At 37.1% G+C, this 19,358-nt stretch carries 14 protein-coding genes and 1 riboswitch; of the genes, 11 read left to right on the forward strand and 3 right to left on the reverse strand.

Annotation, left to right across the window (positions count from 1 at the left end; all coding sequences use genetic code 11):
* The first annotated feature begins 101 nt into the window (after positions 1-101).
* On the forward strand, positions 102-1,040 hold the full coding sequence (locus C1638_RS18130) for a Dyp-type peroxidase (protein WP_109623366.1): 939 nt from the start codon (positions 102-104) through the stop codon (positions 1,038-1,040).
* Positions 1,041-1,162: 122 nt separating this feature from the next.
* Here C1638_RS18130 and fumC read toward each other — a convergent pair whose 3' ends face one another.
* The gene (gene fumC, locus C1638_RS18135; protein WP_109623367.1) at positions 1,163-2,557 is read right to left on the reverse strand and encodes a class II fumarate hydratase; all 1,395 of its coding nucleotides are present in this window, start codon (positions 2,555-2,557) and stop codon (positions 1,163-1,165) included.
* Positions 2,558-2,694: 137 nt separating this feature from the next.
* Between fumC and C1638_RS18140 the strand changes: the two genes are divergently transcribed.
* Both C1638_RS18140 and C1638_RS18145 read left to right on the forward strand, forming a co-directional pair.
* The gene (locus tag C1638_RS18140) at positions 2,695-4,302 is read left to right on the forward strand and encodes a fumarate hydratase (RefSeq protein ID WP_109623369.1); all 1,608 of its coding nucleotides are present in this window, start codon (positions 2,695-2,697) and stop codon (positions 4,300-4,302) included.
* 94 nt (positions 4,303-4,396) lie between these two features.
* The gene (locus tag C1638_RS18145; protein WP_185126716.1) at positions 4,397-4,681 is read left to right on the forward strand and encodes a hypothetical protein; all 285 of its coding nucleotides are present in this window, start codon (positions 4,397-4,399) and stop codon (positions 4,679-4,681) included.
* A 93-nt stretch (positions 4,682-4,774) separates the two neighbouring features.
* On the opposite strand, the gene C1638_RS18150 is transcribed toward C1638_RS18145, so the two are convergent.
* Positions 4,775-5,635 (reverse strand): helix-turn-helix domain-containing protein, encoded by an 861-nt coding sequence (locus C1638_RS18150; RefSeq protein WP_109623371.1) that lies wholly within the window; start codon positions 5,633-5,635, stop codon positions 4,775-4,777.
* A gap of 145 nt (positions 5,636-5,780) precedes the next feature.
* Here C1638_RS18150 and C1638_RS18155 point away from each other — a divergent pair, with 145 nt between their 5' ends.
* The 8 genes from C1638_RS18155 (at position 5,781) to C1638_RS18190 (ending at position 18,448) form a co-directional block, all read left to right on the forward strand.
* Positions 5,781-6,833: a T9SS type A sorting domain-containing protein gene (locus C1638_RS18155; RefSeq protein ID WP_109623373.1), complete on the forward strand. Its 1,053-nt coding sequence runs from the start codon at positions 5,781-5,783 to the stop codon at positions 6,831-6,833.
* A gap of 172 nt (positions 6,834-7,005) precedes the next feature.
* Positions 7,006-7,111: riboswitch (SAM riboswitch) on the forward strand.
* Positions 7,112-7,204: 93 nt separating this feature from the next.
* Positions 7,205-9,649, forward strand: coding sequence for a TonB-dependent receptor plug domain-containing protein (locus tag C1638_RS18160; RefSeq protein WP_109623375.1), 2,445 nt, complete (start codon positions 7,205-7,207; stop codon positions 9,647-9,649).
* A 7-nt stretch (positions 9,650-9,656) separates the two neighbouring features.
* Positions 9,657-10,985: an APC family permease gene (locus C1638_RS18165; protein ID WP_109623377.1), complete on the forward strand. Its 1,329-nt coding sequence runs from the start codon at positions 9,657-9,659 to the stop codon at positions 10,983-10,985.
* 94 nt (positions 10,986-11,079) lie between these two features.
* Positions 11,080-12,165 carry a peptide chain release factor 1 gene (gene prfA, locus C1638_RS18170; protein WP_076357067.1) on the forward strand — a complete coding sequence of 362 codons (1,086 nt, stop codon included), beginning with the start codon at positions 11,080-11,082 and terminating at the stop codon, positions 12,163-12,165.
* Positions 12,166-12,249: 84 nt separating this feature from the next.
* Positions 12,250-12,921 (forward strand): hypothetical protein, encoded by a 672-nt coding sequence (locus tag C1638_RS18175; protein ID WP_109623379.1) that lies wholly within the window; start codon positions 12,250-12,252, stop codon positions 12,919-12,921.
* Positions 12,922-13,019: 98 nt separating this feature from the next.
* A complete protein-coding gene (locus C1638_RS18180; RefSeq protein ID WP_109623380.1) occupies positions 13,020-15,122 on the forward strand; it encodes a prolyl oligopeptidase family serine peptidase in 2,103 nt (700 codons plus the stop codon).
* Positions 15,123-15,298: 176 nt separating this feature from the next.
* Complete coding sequence (gene scpA, locus C1638_RS18185; protein ID WP_109623381.1) at positions 15,299-17,419, forward strand: methylmalonyl-CoA mutase; 2,121 nt, start codon at positions 15,299-15,301, stop codon at positions 17,417-17,419.
* Positions 17,420-17,464: 45 nt separating this feature from the next.
* Complete coding sequence (locus tag C1638_RS18190; RefSeq protein WP_109623382.1) at positions 17,465-18,448, forward strand: M28 family peptidase; 984 nt, start codon at positions 17,465-17,467, stop codon at positions 18,446-18,448.
* A 40-nt stretch (positions 18,449-18,488) separates the two neighbouring features.
* Here the strand turns inward: C1638_RS18190 and C1638_RS18195 are convergent, their stop codons facing one another.
* On the reverse strand, positions 18,489-19,331 hold the full coding sequence (locus C1638_RS18195) for a hypothetical protein (protein ID WP_109623383.1): 843 nt from the start codon (positions 19,329-19,331) through the stop codon (positions 18,489-18,491).
* Positions 19,332-19,358: the final 27 nt, after the last annotated feature.

Here is a 19,358-nt window from a genome sequence, read left to right on the forward strand (position 1 = left end):
TTTTAGGTACCTCTATTTTTAAACATTAAAAATTAAAGATTTTTTATCGTACACCATTGAATTCTCTGATAAGTTTAAATAACTTTACTACAAAAAGATAGATGAGTACGATAGAATCACAAAATGTAACTGATTATCCTAACAGTAATACCATCTTTATGGTCTGGAAACTTCATGATAGTCCCCAGCTAAAAGATGCTTTTCAGAATCTATGTGCCTTGGTGCTAAACCTTAATAATTCTGGTTTCAACAGATTTCCGGACAGTAGAGTAAGTTGCGTCATGGGAATAGGTGCTGAAGCCTGGAAAAAGCTGGAACTTCCAACACTTGCACCCAAAGAACTAGTGAATTTTAAAGAAATAAAAGGAGAAAAGCATACGGCTGTTTCTACGCCTGGTGGTCTTCATTTTCATTTAAGGGCAGATAATAAAAGCCTGATCTTTGATATGGCCATTGAAATATCAAAGCTATTGAAACCTGTTGCGGAAAGTATCCTGGAAATTCACGGATTTAAATATTGGGATGCAAGATCTATCCTAGGCTTTGTAGATGGTACAGAAAATCCACATGGTGATGATCGTGACTATTTTGCAAAGATAGGAGACGAAGATCTTCAGTATAAAGGTGGAAGTTATCTATTCGTTCAGAAATATCTTCACAATATGGACGCTTGGAAAAGCCTCTCCAAAGAAGATCAGGAAAAAGTGATAGGAAGATCCAAAGAAAATGATATTGAAATGTCTGATGATGTGAAACCATCCAATTCTCATATTGCCTTGGCTAATATTGAAGGTGAAAATGGTGAAGAATTAAAGATTGTAAGAGATAATATGCCTTTTGGAAATCCCTCCACCAATGAGTTTGGAACTTATTTTATCTCCTATGCAAGTACATTTACTACCACAAACAAAATGCTGACCAATATGTTTATTGGAAACCCTCCGGGAAACTATGACAGAATATTGGATTTTAGTACAGCCGTTACGGGAACGCTTTTCTTTGTTCCTACCAGAAATATGCTGGATGACTTTTCAGGATAAATATAAATGGTAAAGCCAATATTCCATCAAATCCATTCTATCACGATTTAATAGAATCACTGACTAATATAAAAAGCCCCGAAATTTTCGGGGCTTTCTACTATTTAATCTATATTCTAAAATTATTTTAAACTTCCAACCATATCTTCTGGTTTTACCCATTCATCGAATTGTTCAGCTGTTAAAAGGCCTAGATTGATGGCTTCTTCTTTTAACGTTGTACCATTTTTATGGGCTGTTTTTGCAATTTTTGCAGCGTTTTCATATCCAATGTGAGGATTTAAAGCCGTTACAAGCATTAATGATTTGTCAACGAGTTCTTTAATTCTCTCATGGTTTGGTTCAATACCTACTGCACAATGGTCATTAAATGAAATACATGCATCAGCAATTAATTGCGCAGATTGCAGGAAGTTATAAGCCATTACCGGTTTGAAAACATTCAGTTCGTAATTTCCCTGAGTACCTGCAAATGAAATGGTAGTGTCATTTCCTAAAACCTGAGCACAAACCATTGTTAAAGCTTCATTTTGAGTAGGATTTACTTTACCAGGCATAATGGAAGATCCCGGCTCATTTTCAGGAATATGAATTTCCCCGATTCCGGAACGTGGTCCCGATGCCAATAATCTAATGTCCTGAGCAATTTTAAATAAGGAAACAGCAAGTTGTTTTAAAGCTCCGTGGCTTTCTACAATAGCATCATGAGCAGCCAATGCCTCAAATTTATTTTCTGCTGTGATAAACGGGTGACTGGTAAATTGGGCAATATATCCAGCAACCTTTACATCATAACCGTTTGGCGTATTCAATCCAGTCCCTACAGCCGTACCTCCAAGAGCAAGTTCGGCAAGATGTGGTAGGGTGTTTCTTAAAGCTCTTAAACCAAACTCTAATTGAGCTACATAACCCGAAAACTCCTGTCCCAATGTAAGCGGAGTTGCATCCATCAGGTGGGTTCTTCCGATTTTTACCACATCCTTGAACGCTTTTGATTTTTCTGAAAGAGTATTTTTTAGCTTTTCAACCGCAGGAATGGTTGCTTCTACTACTTTCTTGTAGGCTGCAATATGCATTGCTGTAGGATAAGTGTCATTGGATGACTGAGATTTGTTGACATCATCGTTGGGATGAATTTCAGACTTGTCACCTAACGTTCCTCCATTATTAACATGTGCTCTGTTGGAAACAACTTCATTAACATTCATGTTTGATTGTGTTCCTGAACCCGTCTGCCAGATCACCAAAGGAAACTGATCGTTAAGTTTTTCCTCAAGGATCTCGTCACAAACTTGGGCGATCATATCTCTTTTTTCAGGTGAAAGTACACCCAGATCAGCATTGGTATAAGCTGCTGCTTTTTTTAGATAGGCAAAAGCTTCAATGATTTCATGAGGCATTGATCCTTCAGGGCCAATTTTAAAATTGTTTCTTGAACGTTCTGTTTGTGCACCCCAAAGTTTGTCTGCAGGCACCTGCACCTCTCCCATGGTGTCTTTTTCTATTCTGTAATTCATTGTGATTGAAATTTTTATAAAGTTACTGATAACCGAAGAAATTCGCAATTTATAATCATTATAAATATCAATCTAAATGACTGATTTTGCTCATATTTTTTATGAGGAGCCGTATTTTTGTACAAACAAAAAATTGAATGGACTTTAGATATCAGGATCCGTATCCGATTCAGAAGGATGATACGGTGTATAAAAAACTTACATCAGATTATGTAAAGGTTGAAAAACTGGGTGACAGAGAAATTTTGACAATTGACCCAAAAGGATTGGAATTATTGGCTGAAGAAGCTATGGCAGACGTTTCCTTTATGTTACGTTCTTCACACTTGGAAAGCCTTAAAAGAATCATTGATGATCCTGAAGCTACAGATAATGACAGATTTGTTGCCTACAACCTACTACAGAATGCTGCCGTAGCTGCAGAGGGAGCTCTTCCTTCTTGTCAGGATACAGGTACAGCTATTGTAATGGGTAAGAAAGGTGAAAACGTATACACCGGAGTAGATGATGGTGAATTCTTAAGCCGTGGGATCTTTAATACCTACCAGAAAAGAAATCTAAGATATTCTCAGGTAGTGCCTTTAACTATGTTTGATGAGAAAAACTCGGGATCAAACCTTCCTGCACAGATCGATATTTATGCTAAAAAAGGAGATTATTATGAGTTCCTTTTCCTTACAAAAGGAGGAGGTTCTGCGAATAAAACATTCCTATACCAAAAGACAAAATCTTTACTGAACGAAAAATCTCTTGAAGAATTTGTGAAAGAGAAAATTTCAGATTTAGGTACGGCAGCTTGTCCGCCATATCACTTAGCATTGGTAATCGGGGGAACTTCAGCAGAAGCAAACCTTGCAACAGTGAAGAAAGCTTCAGCAAAATACTATGATAATCTTCCAACAGAGGGAAATGAAGCTGGTCAGGCTTTCAGAGACCTTGAATGGGAAGCTAAAGTTCAGAAAATTTGCCAGGAAAGTGCAATTGGAGCACAGTTTGGGGGGAAATATCTTACTCACGACGTAAGAGTAATCAGACTTCCGAGACATGCCGCATCTTGTCCAGTAGGAATGGGTGTTTCTTGTTCTGCAGACAGAAATATCAAGGGGAAAATTACAAAAGAAGGGATTTTCCTTGAACAATTGGAACAAGATCCGAAAAGATTCTTACCTGCTACACCACCACATTTGGAGGAGGCCGTTGAGGTTAATTTGAACAAACCAATGCCTGAAATTTTAGCAGAACTTTCAAAATATCCAATCAAGACAAGATTAAAATTAAACGGAACATTGATCGTGGCAAGAGATATTGCTCATGCTAAGATCAAGGAAATCATCGATAGCGGTAAACCAATGCCTGAATATTTCAAAAACCACCCAATCTACTATGCGGGACCTGCAAAAACACCAGAGGGAATGGCTTCAGGAAGTTTCGGGCCTACTACAGCAGGAAGAATGGACGTTTATGTTGATGAATTCCAGAGCCACGGAGGAAGTATGATTATGCTGGCAAAAGGAAACAGAAGTAAGGATGTTGCTGATGCTTGTAATAAATATGGAGGTTTCTATCTTGGATCAATCGGGGGACCGGCTGCTATTCTTGCAAAAGACAATATTGTGTCTGTAGATGTAGTAGACTTCCCGGAATTAGGGATGGAAGCCGTAAGAAAAATTGAGGTGAAAGACTTCCCGGCATTCATCATTACCGATGATAAAGGAAACGATTTCTTTGCAAATCTTGCCCACTAATTAGTTTAAAATTAAAATAAATTAGAAAATAGAGCCTGTATCTTTTGTGTGAAAAGGAAAAAAGTTCTATTTTTGCCTAAAATCTTTAAGAGATATGATAACGATTTTATCAGCATTTTGGCCGTTCTACCAGTTCCTATGGACTGTATTCTTCATTACTATGTTCTTAGTGGGGTTCTGGTGTATTTTTATGTTCTTCGGATTAGTAATCCCAATGTGGCTAACTGAAGGTTTGAAAGAGTACTTCGGAAAAGTTAAGCCTTTCGATCCTGAAGATATCAGAAGAAAACTTGTTTCTGAGCAGGAAGGTGTAGAAGTAATCTACAGCCAGCCTAAAGGAAACGGACCTTTCATTCACGATCACGGACATCATCATTAATTGATTGTCATTGCTTTTTCACCTTAATTCTGAAAAAGTAATATCAGAGCAAAACAACATATATAAACCGCTTAATTTTTTTAGGCGGTTTTTCTATTTATTATTCCTCAGGTGCTCAGGAGATACTCCGAACTTCTTTTTAAAGGCACGGGTAAAGTTCTGAATGTACTCATAGCCACACTCAATGGCTATTTCCTTAATCATAATCTCCTTATCGGTGATTAATTTTTTTGCCCTCAGCATTCTAAGTTCCGAAATATAGTGTGAAATAGTGGTATGATATTCTGCCTTAAATTCCTTTCTGATCATATTCTGATTAACACCCATAAGCTTTCCGATTTCTTCTGCCTTAATATTTCGGTGGTAATTTTCATCAATAAACTTTTTGACCATTTCAGGATTCTTGGATGTTGATTCCAGCAAATTTTTTTCATTGAACTGTTCAAAAATAAGGATCAGAAGTTTGATGATCTTGGCTTCAATAAATAATTTCTGCATCACTCCCTTTTTAGAAGAGCTTAAAATTTCCTGTAATATTATATGCATTTCTACAGTCATATTCGGGGGAGTTGCTTTCTGGAGGAAAACAAAATTATTATGAATCATACTTTTCAGGATCTCTGCTCCTTCATCATTGGATTCAGAGTAAATCAGGTTTGAAACATACCTATAGTTGAGCTGAATGTGTAAATATTTTAAACTTTCCGGATCTTCAGTCCATAGTTCAGCATTGCTGTCCTGTGATGAGTAATGAAGAATGTATTGATTTTTTTTGAACACTAATTGTGTACCGCAGTCATGAGCTTTCAGATTGACATTAGGACTCAATAAAAAAAGAAGATTAAAGCTAGATTGATCTTCATGAATAGATGATCTCGAAATCCTTTCAGAATCGGGGTCTTCCTGTATTACAATCTCGATGTTATCGGATTTAAACACTCTTTCATTTCTCATACAAGAAAATTTACGGTTATGGTACAACTTAAAGTAAATCCTCAATAGGATAACTAAAAGTTGGGAAATGATAACCCGGAATTAATTACGAGGAGTACTTTTGCGCAAAATTAAATTAAATTTAGAATAATTAAAAATAATATTTATGATTGGAGATTTATATTTTGCAGTAAGAAGACTGGGAGTAGGAATAATATTAATACTCATGGCTGGAAGCACACTATATGCACAACAGGGACCGGGAGCTCCACAGAGCTGTAATAATACAGATCCTGGAAGTAATACCGGAGATGTTGGTTGTGTTACATTTACCTATCAAGGTCAACCTGTATCTTATACTACAGTACGTGGCGGAGATGGAAAAGTTTGGCTTCGACAAAACCTTGGAAGCTCAAGGGTTGCCAATGCAATCAATGATGCAGAATCTTACGGAGATTTATTTCAATGGGGAAGATGGGATGACGGACATCAGTTGAGAAATTCATCTACAACATCATCTCCCGCTGTTAATAATCCAAAGGGGTTACAGGGTATAAATTCTTACATTACTGGTAGTCCTGTTTGGTGGGACACCAATGGAGCTGATGATAAATGGATAGGATCTAACTTAGCAGATGTATCAGAGACCGTTGGTATTGATCCTTGCAAGGCAATAGGCCCAGAATGGAGATTGCCCACACAGGCTGATTGGGCAAGTATTCTCCCAATTGAGGGGATTACAAATCCTACAAAAGCTTTTGAGGGAAGTCTAAAATTGCCGATGGGAGGATTTAGAGGCTCAGAGGGAGGTTTTACATTTGTAGGACAAAGAGGTTATTTTTGGAGTTCTAATGCTACAGGAACGGGTGCGAAATACCTATATATAGGGGCCACAGTTACCAATGCAGCAGCAGGCGCACCAAGATGGCAGGGAGCATCCGTAAGATGTATTAAAACAACTGCAGGATTAGGGACTTCAGAAACACATATCAATCGTTCAGCTACGGAAGTTTACCCCAATCCTACCAATGGAATTCTGATGGTAAAGACTGATTCCGGAATTGAAAGAGTAAAGGTTTTAAATGCTGTAGGGCAGAGGGTTGAAGTGCTTTTTTCAGATAATCAAATCAATATGAACGGACTTTCACAAGGATTATATATGATTGAGCTAAAGTTAAAGAATGGCCAATCTGTCTTTAAAAAAATCATGAAGAAATAATAATTCCTCAGGATCAAAATCAATAGATCTTTAGAGTTTTCGTTCATACAAAATAGTTCATTACAATTACTTTTATTGAAAGGCTCATGAAATTTTTCATGGGTCTTTTTTTCTTATCGGAGCAGGCGTGCCTTTTTTTGGATATTTAAAAAAATACTCTACCTTTGCAGTAGATTTATCAAGAAAGGTGGAGGGATTTGGCCCAAAGAAACCTTAGCAACCGACACGATTCCAGAAGTGTAAAGGTGCTAATTCCAACCCGATGGGGGAGATAAGTGAAGTCAATATTCTTATATGAATTCCATTTCTTGAAGTCTTGTGTATCTGCAGAATGCTCTGTGGAGAAATAGTATTAATTGGCAAGAATAAAGATGAAAAAACTAAGTATAGCTGTATTACTGCTTGGGACAATTTTAACCGCAGCCCAGGAGCAGGAAGAAAAAGGAAAACAAATTGAGGATATTATTATCGTAGGAAACCGTAGTGCGAAAAGAACAAAACTGGATACTCCTGTTCCCGTAGATGTCATCAATATTGATAAAATTCAAAAATCATCGCCACAAATGACTGCTCAGGATCTCCTGAATTATGTTATTCCATCCTTTAATTCTGTAAGACAATCTGCTTCTGATGGTACAGAGCATATTGATCCTGTAACCTTAAGGGGTATGGGGCCGGATCAGGTATTGGTATTGCTTAACGGGAAAAGAAGACATACAACCTCTTTGGTGAACTATCAGAATACAGTTGGGAACGGTTCTGTGGGAACGGATCTAAGTACTATTCCTATCATTGCTATTGAAAAAATTGAAGTTTTGAGGGATGGTGCTGCGGCACAATATGGTTCGGATGCCATTGCAGGAGTCATCAATATTATCCTTAAAAAGAATACAGGAGCTTCAGCAAGTTTAACCTATGGATTAAGTGGAAGAAATGATGGAGATACCTATCAGGCAGGCGTCAACTATGGCGCTTCTTTAGGAAAAAATGATGGGTTTGTGAATCTTTCATTACAGTTAAGCCACAGACGAAAAACAACGAGAACTCAAAATCATGACCTTGATATTTTCGGAAATAATTTCGCTTATGAATTTGCTGATAATCCGGATGTTGCAAGAAAAAATGATGATGATATCATCAGAGAAAGAGGGCTGACGCGAGATGATTTTAATTTTCAGGTTGGGGATGCACAAATCAGACAAGGACAGTTATTTTTCAATTCAGAATATCCTTTGAATGAACAATTTAAACTGTATTCATTTGGTGGTTTTAGTATCAAAGAAGGAAATGGATATGGTTTCAGAAGACTTCCGAGCGAAACCTCGAATGTGGTTTCATCAATCTATCCTAATGGTTTTCAGGCTGTCTTAGGATCTCAGATCTATGATATTTCCTATGCTGTAGGAGCAAAATATAATGTGAATAATTGGTTGGTTGATTTAAGTAATACATTTGGCAGCAACACATTCAACTATAATATTAGTAATACTAATAATGCTTCCCTAGGAGCAAAATCACCAACTCGTTTTTACGCCGGAGCCCACAGCTTTCTACAAAATACAGTTAATCTGGATGTTTCCAAAAATATAAAGAATTTCAATATAGCCTTTGGTGGAGAATTCAGGTTTGAACAATACCAGATTAAGGCTGGAGACGAAGCTTCTTATGCCCAATATGATGTCAACGGCAATATTGCTGTGGATGGATCTACGGTGAGTGGAGTGGGAGGTTCACAATCTTTTATTGGCTTTTCTCCACGTAATATATTGAAAAAGGACAGGCATTCAACGGCGGTGTATGCTGATTTTTCATATGATTTAGATAAAAAACTAAATATAGATATTGCTGGAAGATTTGAAAACTATTCAGACTTTGGAAATAGCCTGAACGGAAAACTGGCAATAAGGTATGAGTTTGTAAAAAATTACGCTGTAAGAGCTGCTGTGGGAACAGGTTTTAGAGCACCATCACTTCAACAGCAGTATTTTAACAATTCCTATGCAGATATTTCTACCACAGGTTCGAAGATTGTTACCAAGGGAATTTTTAATAATGACAGTAAGGCGGCTGAGATTCTTAATTTTGACCGTTTAAAACAAGAAACTTCTGTTAACGGAAGTGCCGGATTTACATTAAAACCAGCAAAAGGATTATTCATTACAGTAGATGGATATATCATTAAAGTGAAAGACAGAATCGTTATTACCGGAAATATTACAGATCCAAGGCTCTCAGATCCTAATGTGGTAGGGAAAGGAAACGAGGTAGAAAGCGGCCGGTTTTTCGCCAATGCCATAGACACAGAAACCAAGGGTGTAGATGTTGTGGTTTCCTATGATTGGAAATTAGGTGGAGGAAATTTGAATGTAAACCTTGCCGGAAATTATACAGAAACAAAGATTACAGACTTCCATTTTCCTGAAAATATAAATACCCCAAGAGATCAATATTTTGGCCCAGATCAGATTAATATTATTGAAACCCTTTCCCCAAAGACCAAAGCATCATTAGGTTTGAACTACGGAATAGGAAAATTTAATTTTCTCGTGAGAAATACCTACTTTGGTAAAGTAATAAGAGATGGTTTCCCTTTTGGAGAAGTTCAGGAATTTTCTCCAAAAGTAGTTACTGATATTAGTTTTGGTTATGATATTACAAAAAATATCAACTTTACCGTAGGGGCTAATAATGTATTGGATGTTTTTCCGGATCTTCAGGTCTATAAAAATTCATATTATGGAGTATTCAAATATGCGCCGGTACAAATGGGAACGTTGGGAAGCTATTTCTTCGGAAGACTTAATTTTAACTTTTAATCATTAAATGAACACTGCTTCACATCAGATCGGCTGGAAAACAGCTGCAGCCATCGTCGTTTCCAACATGATAGGAACGGGAATCTTTACCACCTTAGGATTTCAGCTCTCCGATATTACCAATACTTACAGTATTTTTCTGTTATGGATCATCGGAGGAATTCTCGCTTTGTTCGGAGCTTTCTGCTATGCAGAATTAGGGTCCCATTTCAAAGGAAACGGAGGAGATTTTATCTATCTTAAAGAAACGTATCATCCTTTATTCGGATATTTAATAAGCTGGATTTCCCTTATCATTGGGTTTTCAGCACCCGTTGCGTTGGCGGCATTGGCAATGTCGAAATACCTCTCCGTATTTGATTTTTCCTTTGGTAACGGTTTTGCCATTGCAGCAATTTTTTTGGTTGCCATTACTTTGTCATTCAGTTTAAAAACATCAAGCCGATTCCATAATTTTTTTACTTTTATCAAAATAGCCTTTATTATTGTTTTGGTTATTTTGGGAGTAGGGCTTTCAGAATCTCCTCAGATTGGAAACAGTCTGAATTTTAGTGATAGTTGGCAGAACGAAATCATGCTTCCTGCCTTTGCAACTTCGCTGGTTTTTGTTACCTATTCTTATACCGGCTGGAATTCTGCTTCTTATATTGCCGGAGAAATAAAAGATGTTCAAAAAAGTCTTCCCAAATCCCTGATCATAGGAACCGTATTTGTAACGGTAAGCTATATCCTTGTCAATTATATTATGCTGAAACATGCACCTATAAGCCAGTTAGCAGGAAAAGAAGATGTAATGGGAGAAGCGGCTGTTAATATGCTGGGGCTTTCCTTTGGGAAAATTGTCAATATTTTTATTGCGTTACAGCTTATCGCAACAATCAGCGGTTACTTATGGGTAGGATCAAGGCTTACACAAGCCTTTGCAAAAGATACCTACCTTTGGAAGCCTCTTTCAGCAGGAAACAAAAAAGGAATTCCGGTGAGAGCCATTTTTGCCCATGCTGTGATTGCTACCGTTATTATTTTAACAGGAAGTTTTAAAGAGATCTTCGTTTATACAGCTTTCATTCTTCAGCTATTCGCAAGTCTGGCAATCTCTACAGTATATTTCCTTAAAAAGAAAGACCGGAGAATTTTCAAATCCAATGCTTTTTATATTTTCCCAACCGTTTTTTTACTGTTCAGCGGATATATTCTCTATTTTACATTTATCCATAATCCAAAAGAAAGTTTAATAGGACTGGCCATTATAGCTGTAGGGATTATTTTATATTTAATAGATAGAAAGCTTTCCAGAGGAGGTAAAGAAGAAATTGATAACATCAAAAGTGAATAAGCTCCCTATTTTATACTTTTAGCCTATTGTTCAAAAATTTATACTTTAATTTTGAATTAATAATTCTTATCTTTGCCCCCACAAAAATTCCATAATGTCTAAATCATTAATTCCAAAATTAGAAGCTATAAAACAAAGATATAATGAGGTTGCAGACCTTATTATACAGCCTGATGTTATTTCAGACCAAAAAAGATATTCTTCTTTGAACAAAGAATATAGTGATTTGGGTAAAATTGTTAGAGTTTACGATCAGTACAAAGGTGCTTTAGACAGCATCGAAGAATCTGATGAAATCATTGCTGACGGATCAGACAGAGACTTGGTAGATTTGGCTAAAGAAGAAAAACTGGAAGCACAATCTAAGATTCCAGGACTGGAGGAAGAACTTAAAGTTCTTTTGATTCCTAAAGACCCTGCAGATGACAAAAACGTTATCGTAGAACTACGTGCTGGAACCGGAGGTGATGAAGCAGCAATTTTTGTGGAAGATGTTTACAGAATGTATACCATGTACTTCAAAACTAAAGGATGGAGACATGAAGTGACAGATTCCAATGAAGCAGCAAAAGGCTACAAGGAATTGATCATGAAAGTGGAAGGAGAAGGGGTTTATGGAGTCATGAAGTTCGAATCAGGAGTTCACCGTGTACAACGTGTACCGGAAACAGAATCTCAGGGAAGAGTTCACACTTCAGCGATTACAATTGCGGTTTTACCGGAAGCAGAAGAAGTAGACTTCGAACTAAATCCTGCAGATATTGAAATGCAGACTTCACGTTCAGGAGGAGCCGGTGGTCAGAACGTAAACAAGGTTGAAACTAAAGTTCAGCTTACTCACAAACCGTCAGGGCTTGTAGTAGTTTGTCAGCAGGCTCGTTCTCAGTTAGCAAACCGTGAATTGGCAATGGAAATGTTAAGAACAAAACTATACGATATCGAATTACAAAAAGTACAGGGAGATATTGCTGCACAACGTAAATCGATGGTTTCTACAGGTGACCGTTCTGCAAAGATCAAAACTTACAATTATCCACAAGGAAGAGTAACAGATCACAGAATCAATAAATCCATGTATAATCTGGATGCTTACATGAACGGGGATATTTCTGAAATGATTGACGCAGTAATCATGGCAGAGAATGCAGAAAAAATGAAAGGAGAAGAAGAAAACTACTAAAGTTTTTTTTAAAATAAAAATAAAGCCTCTGATTTTTTCAGGGGCTTTTCTTTTAAGCCATATCATATTAACAAAATATAAACTATGAAAAACTACAAAATTATTTTACTGTTGTTCCTTACCATGATGGGGCAGCACCTTACAGCACAAACAGAAGTCAAGAAGCCTAAAGAAGTTTTTGAACTGTTTTTTGGTTCTTTTTTGAATAATGATGAATCCATACATCTAAAACTTAATGATTACTTAAGACCAACAGTAGGGGGTAAAGATGCTTTTCAGGTAGATTTTAAAGGAACCTCTGAGAATGTGGTTAAAAGCAGTGCAGAAGCTTTCTTATCAATATTTCCCAAAGCTGCTGCTAATGCATGTAAAAAAGAAGCTGAAGACTATTTTACCGTTTTATTTTCAAATTTCAGAAATGCTAAACTTAATATTAAAGAGGTAAAAGTGGTTCCTAATGAATATGTTGAAGGTCAGAAAATTGCTGAGGTAACCTATTCTGTAAGCTTTAAGGTACCCGCGAATATAACACCAGAACCATCAACAGATCTGAAAAAAATAAAGACTGATGACCTTAAAAAATATCTGGGACAATTGACTCAGGATTTTAAAACTGCAGACAAAACAGTAACTGTTGATCAGGAATTTAGTTTATATGAATTGAAAGAGGGTGATAAAATATATTACTGGAATGGTAGCCCTGATCAGATTGTAACCAACCTTACCGACTTCTATTTCGATAATTTCAATCAATGAAACGTTGATTAATAAACAATTAAATAAAAAAAAGCTCTGATTTTTTAGGGCTTTTTTTATTTCACTTACTTTACGTATTTTTGAGAAAACCGTTCAGTATGAATTTTAAACCTATGTTATTAACTGCTGGAGTACTGTTTTCAGCATCTTTTTATTCTCAAACAATGAATTATCCAAAAGCATTAAAGGGAAGTCAATCCGATACCTATTTTGGAACTGCTGTTTCCGACCCGTTCAGGGATCTGGAACATGACTCTGATGCTACCAAAAAATGGGTAGATGAAGAAGTAGCTTATAGCCAGAATTATCTTTCAAAAATTCCTTTCAGGGATAAAATAAAAAATCAGCTGAAAGATATTTGGAATTACGAGAAAATATCAGCTCCATTCAAAGAAGGAGATTATACGTATTACTATAAAAATGATGGCTTACAGGCACAATCTGTTTTGTACAGAACAAACAGTAAGACCAAAGCTACAGAAGTGTTTTTAGATCCGAATAAATTTTCAGAAAAAGGAACTACATCACTTTCTAATCTTTCATTCAACAAAAAAGGAAACCTTGCAGCTTACTCTATCTCTGAGGGCGGAAGTGACTGGAATAAAATTATCATCATTGATGCCATTACCAAAAAGCAGATTGATGAAACTTTATTGGATGTAAAATTCAGCGGAATTTCTTGGCAGGGAGATGAAGGGTTCTACTACTCAAGCTATGACAAGCCGAAAGAGGGAACCGTACTTTCCGGAATGACAGATAAGCATAAAGTTTATTTTCATAAGCTGGGAACAAAGCAATCTGAAGATAAATTGATCTTTGGAGGAGAAAAAACACCAAGAAGATATCTGGGAGCCTATGTTTCAGAAGATCAGAGATATCTAATCGTTTCAGCGGCCAATGCAACCAATGGTAATGAACTGTATATAAAAGACTTGAAAAAAGGAGGTGACTTTGTACAGATTGTAAAAGGATTTGACATTAATGCAGGAATTGTAGATACAGAAGGAGATGAGCTTTTCATTTCTACCGATAAAGATGCTCCAAATATGCGTCTTGTAAAAACAACCATCAGCAATCCGGCTCCTGAAACTTGGAAAGACGTCATTCCACAAACGGAAAATGTATTGGGAATCTCTTCGGGAGGTGGATACTTCTTCGCAACGTATATGGTTGATGCTATAGACAAAGTGAAGCAGTTTGACAAAACAGGAAAATTAATCAGAGAAATTAGCCTTCCTGGGAAAGGAAATGTTTCTGGATTTGGAGGAAAGGAAAAAGAAAAAGATATTTATTATTCTTTCAGCAACTATATTACACCGGGAACTACCTATAAATTTAATGTAGATTCAGGGAAATCAGAAGTATATCAGAAGCCAAAAGTGAAATTTAATCCGGATGATTACGTTTCTGAGCAAGTATTCTATACTTCAAAAGACGGAACAAAGGTTCCAATGATGATCAACTACAAAAAAGGGACTAAGCTTGATGGTAAAAACCCTACAATTCTATACTCTTACGGAGGATTCAATATTAGCCTACAGCCTTCTTTCTCAGTAGTGAATGCAATCTGGATGGAAAACGGCGGTATCTATGCTGTTCCAAACATCCGTGGTGGTGGTGAATATGGTAAAAAATGGCATGATGCAGGAACAAAAATGCAGAAGAGAAACGTTTTTGAAGACTTCATCGCAGCTGGTGAATACCTGCAAAGTAAAGGATATACTTCAAAAGAATATATGGCACTTTCAGGAAGATCAAACGGGGGTCTATTGGTAGGAGCTACCATGACTTTACGTCCTGATCTGGCAAGAGTTGCTTTCCCAGGAGTTGGAGTATTGGACATGCTAAGATACAATAAGTTCACTGCAGGAGCAGGTTGGTCTTATGATTACGGAACAGCAGAAGACAGCAAAGAAATGTTTGAATATCTGAAATCTTACTCTCCGGTACACAATGTAAAGGCGGGAACATGCTATCCATCTACCATGATTATTACCAGTGATCATGATGACAGGGTAGTTCCGGCTCACTCATTCAAATTTGGAGCAGAACTTCAGGAAAAACAAGCTTGTAAAAATCCTATCTTATTAAGAATTGAGAAGAATGCAGGTCACGGTGCCGGAAGAGCAACAGATCAAGTAATCGGTGAAAACGCAGATCTTCTGTCGTTTGCATTGTATGAAATGGGGGTAAAACTTTAAGCATAAAAGGTAAAAATCTGACTTGTCTAAAAAGATAAGCAGACCCAATAAATTGAATAAAGGCCGGGCATTTGTCCGGTCTTTTTCTTTTGCTAAAATTCAGAGAAACTGAATGTTAACAGAAGTTTCATGTTTCGTTCAAAAAAATTAACTTTACGGAGACAAAAATTATTGGAATGCGAAAGACAATTTCTGTGAAAAAGCCTGATTTTAATGTATTACCTCTGGAAAGAGAAATTTACAATTTTGAAAAAGACGGGCTGGAACTTAAATCATCTTATGAAAAAAAGGATGTAAAAGACGAATCATTAACACAGACTTCTCCAGGAATTGAACCCTATCTGAGAGGACCGTATTCCACCATGTATGTTCAAAAACCGTGGACGATCCGCCAATATGCAGGTTTCTCCACAGCAGAAGAATCTAATGCCTTTTACAGAAGAAACCTTGCTGCAGGGCAAAAAGGACTTTCAGTAGCATTTGACCTTGCTACCCACAGAGGATATGATTCTGATCACGCAAGAGTAGTAGGTGACGTAGGAAAAGCGGGAGTTGCCATTGACTCCGTAGAAGACATGAAAATTCTGTTCAATGAAATACCATTAGATCAGATCTCGGTTTCTATGACAATGAATGGTGCTGTACTTCCTATTTTATCTTTCTATATCGTAGCTGCAGAAGAGCAGGGCGTGAAGCAGGAATTGCTTTCAGGAACCATTCAAAATGATATTCTGAAAGAGTTCATGGTAAGAAATACCTACATCTATCCACCTGCACCATCCATGAAGATCATTGCAGATATTTTTGAATATACTTCGCAAAACATTCCAAAATTTAATTCTATTTCCATTTCAGGATACCATATGCAGGAAGCTGGTGCTACTCCGGTGCTGGAAATGGCTTATACCTTAGCAGACGGTCTTGAATATGTAAGAACGGGAATTAAAGCAGGAATGAATGTAGATGACTTTGCCCCAAGATTATCATTTTTCTGGGCCATCGGAATGAATCACTTCATGGAAATTGCTAAGATGCGTGCTGCAAGATATATCTGGGCAACCCTTTTAAAGCAATTCAACCCACAGAATCAGAAATCACTAGCGTTAAGAACCCATTCACAGACTTCAGGATGGTCATTGACGGAGCAGGAGCCTTTTAATAATATCACAAGAACTGCCATTGAAGCTTTGTCTTCAGCACTAGGCGGAACACAGTCGCTACACACTAATGCATTGGATGAAGCCATTGCGCTTCCTACAGATTATTCAGCAAAAATTGCAAGGAATACACAGATCATTCTTCAGCAGGAAAGCGGAATATGTGATGTAGTAGATCCAATGGGAGGAAGTAACCTGGTAGAAAGCCTTACTCAGCAGATGATAGAAGAGGCGATGAGGTACATTGATGAGGTAGAGCTGGAAGGGGGAATGACCAAAGCTATTGAAGCGGGGATTCCAAAAATGAGAATTGAAGAAGCTGCCGCTAAAAAACAGGCTAAAATTGATAGTGGAGAAGAATTCATTATTGGAGTTAACTCATTCAAATCTTCATTAAAACAGGATGCAATAGAGATCCTTGATATTGATAATACAGAAGTTCGCAGAAAGCAGATTGAAAGACTAAATAGCATAAAAGCAGAAAGAAACGGAGAAGCGGTAGAGCAAATCCTAAATGAGATCCGCGAAAGTGCAAAAACAGGAAAAGGAAACCTGTTGGCATTATGCATAGAAGCTGCAAGAAGAAGAGTGACCCTTGGGGAAATGAGTGATGCTATGGAAGAAACTTTCGGTAGATATAAAGCAAACATTAAAACCATCTCTGGAGTATACGCTATGAATGCAGGCAAAAACGAATACTTTGAAAAAGCCCTTAATCTTACTCAGAAATTTGAAGAAGAAGAAGGACGTCGCCCAAGAATCATGGTCGCCAAAATGGGGCAGGATGGGCACGACAGAGGAGCGAAAGTAGTAGCCACAGCATTTGCAGACATGGGATTTGACGTGGATGTAGCTCCGTTATTCCAAACTCCGGAAGAAGTAGCAAAACAGGCCGTTGAAAATGATATTCACATCTTGGGAGTATCTTCCCTTGCTGCGGGACACAAAACATTGGTTCCTCAGGTCGTAGAAGAATTGAAAAAACTAGGTGCTGATGACATTACGATTGTAGTAGGCGGAGTTATTCCACAACAGGACTATGAATTCCTTTATGCAAACGGAGCTGACTTTATTTTCGGTCCCGGAACCAATCTTCCAAAATGTGCAGTAGAAATCTTAGAGAGATTTTTAGAAAACTAATCCTAAAAAGCTTTAATTTTCAGCAAAGAAACTAAAAGCATAAGTATGGATTTTAAAAATATAATAAAGCCTACGAAGAAGAAGCTGATTCTTTTCGTAGGCTTATTTTTTATAGGTGTTTTTCTCTTTAGCTCAGGAAAAAAAGATGGACCTGTACAAAAATCTCCCGTTCCAGCTAATATAGAATTGGTAAAAAAGCACCTAACAGCGCTTACCCAAACTCCACAGTTCAGAAATCATAACAATATAGATCAGCTGAATGCCGTTGCAGATTATATTCATCAAACCTTTACTACATACAGTGACAGTACAGCCTTTCAGAAGTATAAGGTAGATGGAAAAGTGTATAAAAATGTAATAACCTCTTTTGGTACAGAAAATAAGAAAAGAATTATCATAGGCGCCCATTATGACGTTTGTGGAGATCAGCAGGGAGCAGACGACAATGCCACCGGAGTCACAGCCCTTTTGGAGCTGGCAAGAATGTTTAAAGGTCAAAAACTGAACTACAGAATAGACCTTGTTGCCTACACATTGGAAGAACCACCCTATTTCAGGACCGAAAATATGGGCAGCTACATCCATGCAAAATATCTAAAGGATAACAATATTGATGTTTACGGTATGGCAAGTGTAGAAATGATCGGATATTTCAAAGACGAAAAAGGATCTCAGGATTTCCCTATGGGTATTCTTTCCTGGATTTATGGTGATAAAGGAGACTTTATTACAATGGTTAAAAAATTAAGCGGAGCAGGGCCGTTTGTGGGAGACTTTATAGATCATTTTAAAGACTCAAACCAGATAAAAACAGAAACATTTCCAGCACCGAAGTTTATAGGAGGTGTTGACTATTCCGATCATTTAAACTATTGGAAATTTGATTTCCCCGCTCTTATGATTACCGATACTTCATTCTTTAGAAACAAAAATTATCATAAATCGACAGATACGTTGGAAACCCTTGATATCAACAGAATGACCAAGGTTATTGATGCTATTTTTCTAAGTATTATTCACCTCAAGTGAAAAAACAAAGGCTGTTTCAACTTCTGAAACAGCCTTTGCTTTATTTTTTCTGAACGATTTTACCATCATCCATAATTTGATAATGCGTTTTAGTTATCTTTTGGCTATTTCCATCAATCTTATGATCTGTTGTCACAATGATTTCTCCTGCTTTATTGATTTCATAGCTGCTGAACTCCTCCTTCTTATCCTCCTTTCCGGAATCAAACCAAATACCTTCTACATAGGCTTCACCAACGATGCTGTTATTCAGTACAGTAAGCAGATAATATCGATAGTCAAAATCTCCGCAATCCATCGGAACAAGAATGAGTTCAACATCCTTATATCGAGCTAAAGGAAAATATCGGAATGTAGGTTCTCCACAGCTGTACTTTTCTGAACCTTCCACCGTAAAATCTGTTTCTATAAACTTTACATCTACCTGAGGAAGACTTTCAATAGGTAAGCTATAAAGCCCTGTTTTTAATAAAGATTCCATTGGGGTAGGAGTATCTTTATTTTTTCTCCACTCCTCAAGAGAAATATATTCTCCGGACGGAGGGTCTAAAATGGTTAAGGTATTACACTGATCACTTGATGCATTAAAAATATGATAGGTTTCAAAACGATCCGGACCATTATATCCAACAGAAATAGAATAATCCCAGCCATTATTTACTTTTGTACTGTCTACAAGAAAACCGATCTTACCTTTTCCTTTGGTCTCTGATTCGAGAAACTTAGCCTGGTTTTTCATTTCTTCCAAATCCAGAATTTTTTCCATGAAATGGGAAGAAAAACAACCTTTCTCTACGACTTTTACCTCTTCTTTTTTTACAGGTTCCTCTTTCTTACAACCTATTAAAAGTAATGGAAGTAAGGCCAATAAAAATTTATGCATAAAACTCTTTTTTCACAAAAATAAGAT

This window comes from Chryseobacterium oncorhynchi (assembly GCF_002899895.1).
GTDB lineage: Bacteria > Bacteroidota > Bacteroidia > Flavobacteriales > Weeksellaceae > Chryseobacterium > Chryseobacterium oncorhynchi.

Bases quoted from the DNA above. Each gene is read 5' to 3' on its own strand.
- C1638_RS18130 (WP_109623366.1), top strand. From the start codon at position 102: ATGAGTACGATAGAATCACAAAATGTAACTGATTATCCTAACAGTAAT.
- fumC (WP_109623367.1), bottom strand. From the start codon at position 2,557: ATGAATTACAGAATAGAAAAAGACACCATGGGAGAGGTGCAGGTGCCT.
- C1638_RS18140 (WP_109623369.1), top strand. From the start codon at position 2,695: ATGGACTTTAGATATCAGGATCCGTATCCGATTCAGAAGGATGATACG.
- C1638_RS18145 (WP_185126716.1), top strand. From the start codon at position 4,397: ATGATAACGATTTTATCAGCATTTTGGCCGTTCTACCAGTTCCTATGG.
- C1638_RS18150 (WP_109623371.1), bottom strand. From the start codon at position 5,635: ATGAGAAATGAAAGAGTGTTTAAATCCGATAACATCGAGATTGTAATA.
- C1638_RS18155 (WP_109623373.1), top strand. From the start codon at position 5,781: ATGATTGGAGATTTATATTTTGCAGTAAGAAGACTGGGAGTAGGAATA.
- C1638_RS18160 (WP_109623375.1), top strand. From the start codon at position 7,205: ATGAAAAAACTAAGTATAGCTGTATTACTGCTTGGGACAATTTTAACC.
- C1638_RS18165 (WP_109623377.1), top strand. From the start codon at position 9,657: ATGAACACTGCTTCACATCAGATCGGCTGGAAAACAGCTGCAGCCATC.
- prfA (WP_076357067.1), top strand. From the start codon at position 11,080: ATGTCTAAATCATTAATTCCAAAATTAGAAGCTATAAAACAAAGATAT.
- C1638_RS18175 (WP_109623379.1), top strand. From the start codon at position 12,250: ATGAAAAACTACAAAATTATTTTACTGTTGTTCCTTACCATGATGGGG.
- C1638_RS18180 (WP_109623380.1), top strand. From the start codon at position 13,020: ATGAATTTTAAACCTATGTTATTAACTGCTGGAGTACTGTTTTCAGCA.
- scpA (WP_109623381.1), top strand. From the start codon at position 15,299: ATGCGAAAGACAATTTCTGTGAAAAAGCCTGATTTTAATGTATTACCT.
- C1638_RS18190 (WP_109623382.1), top strand. From the start codon at position 17,465: ATGGATTTTAAAAATATAATAAAGCCTACGAAGAAGAAGCTGATTCTT.
- C1638_RS18195 (WP_109623383.1), bottom strand. From the start codon at position 19,331: ATGCATAAATTTTTATTGGCCTTACTTCCATTACTTTTAATAGGTTGT.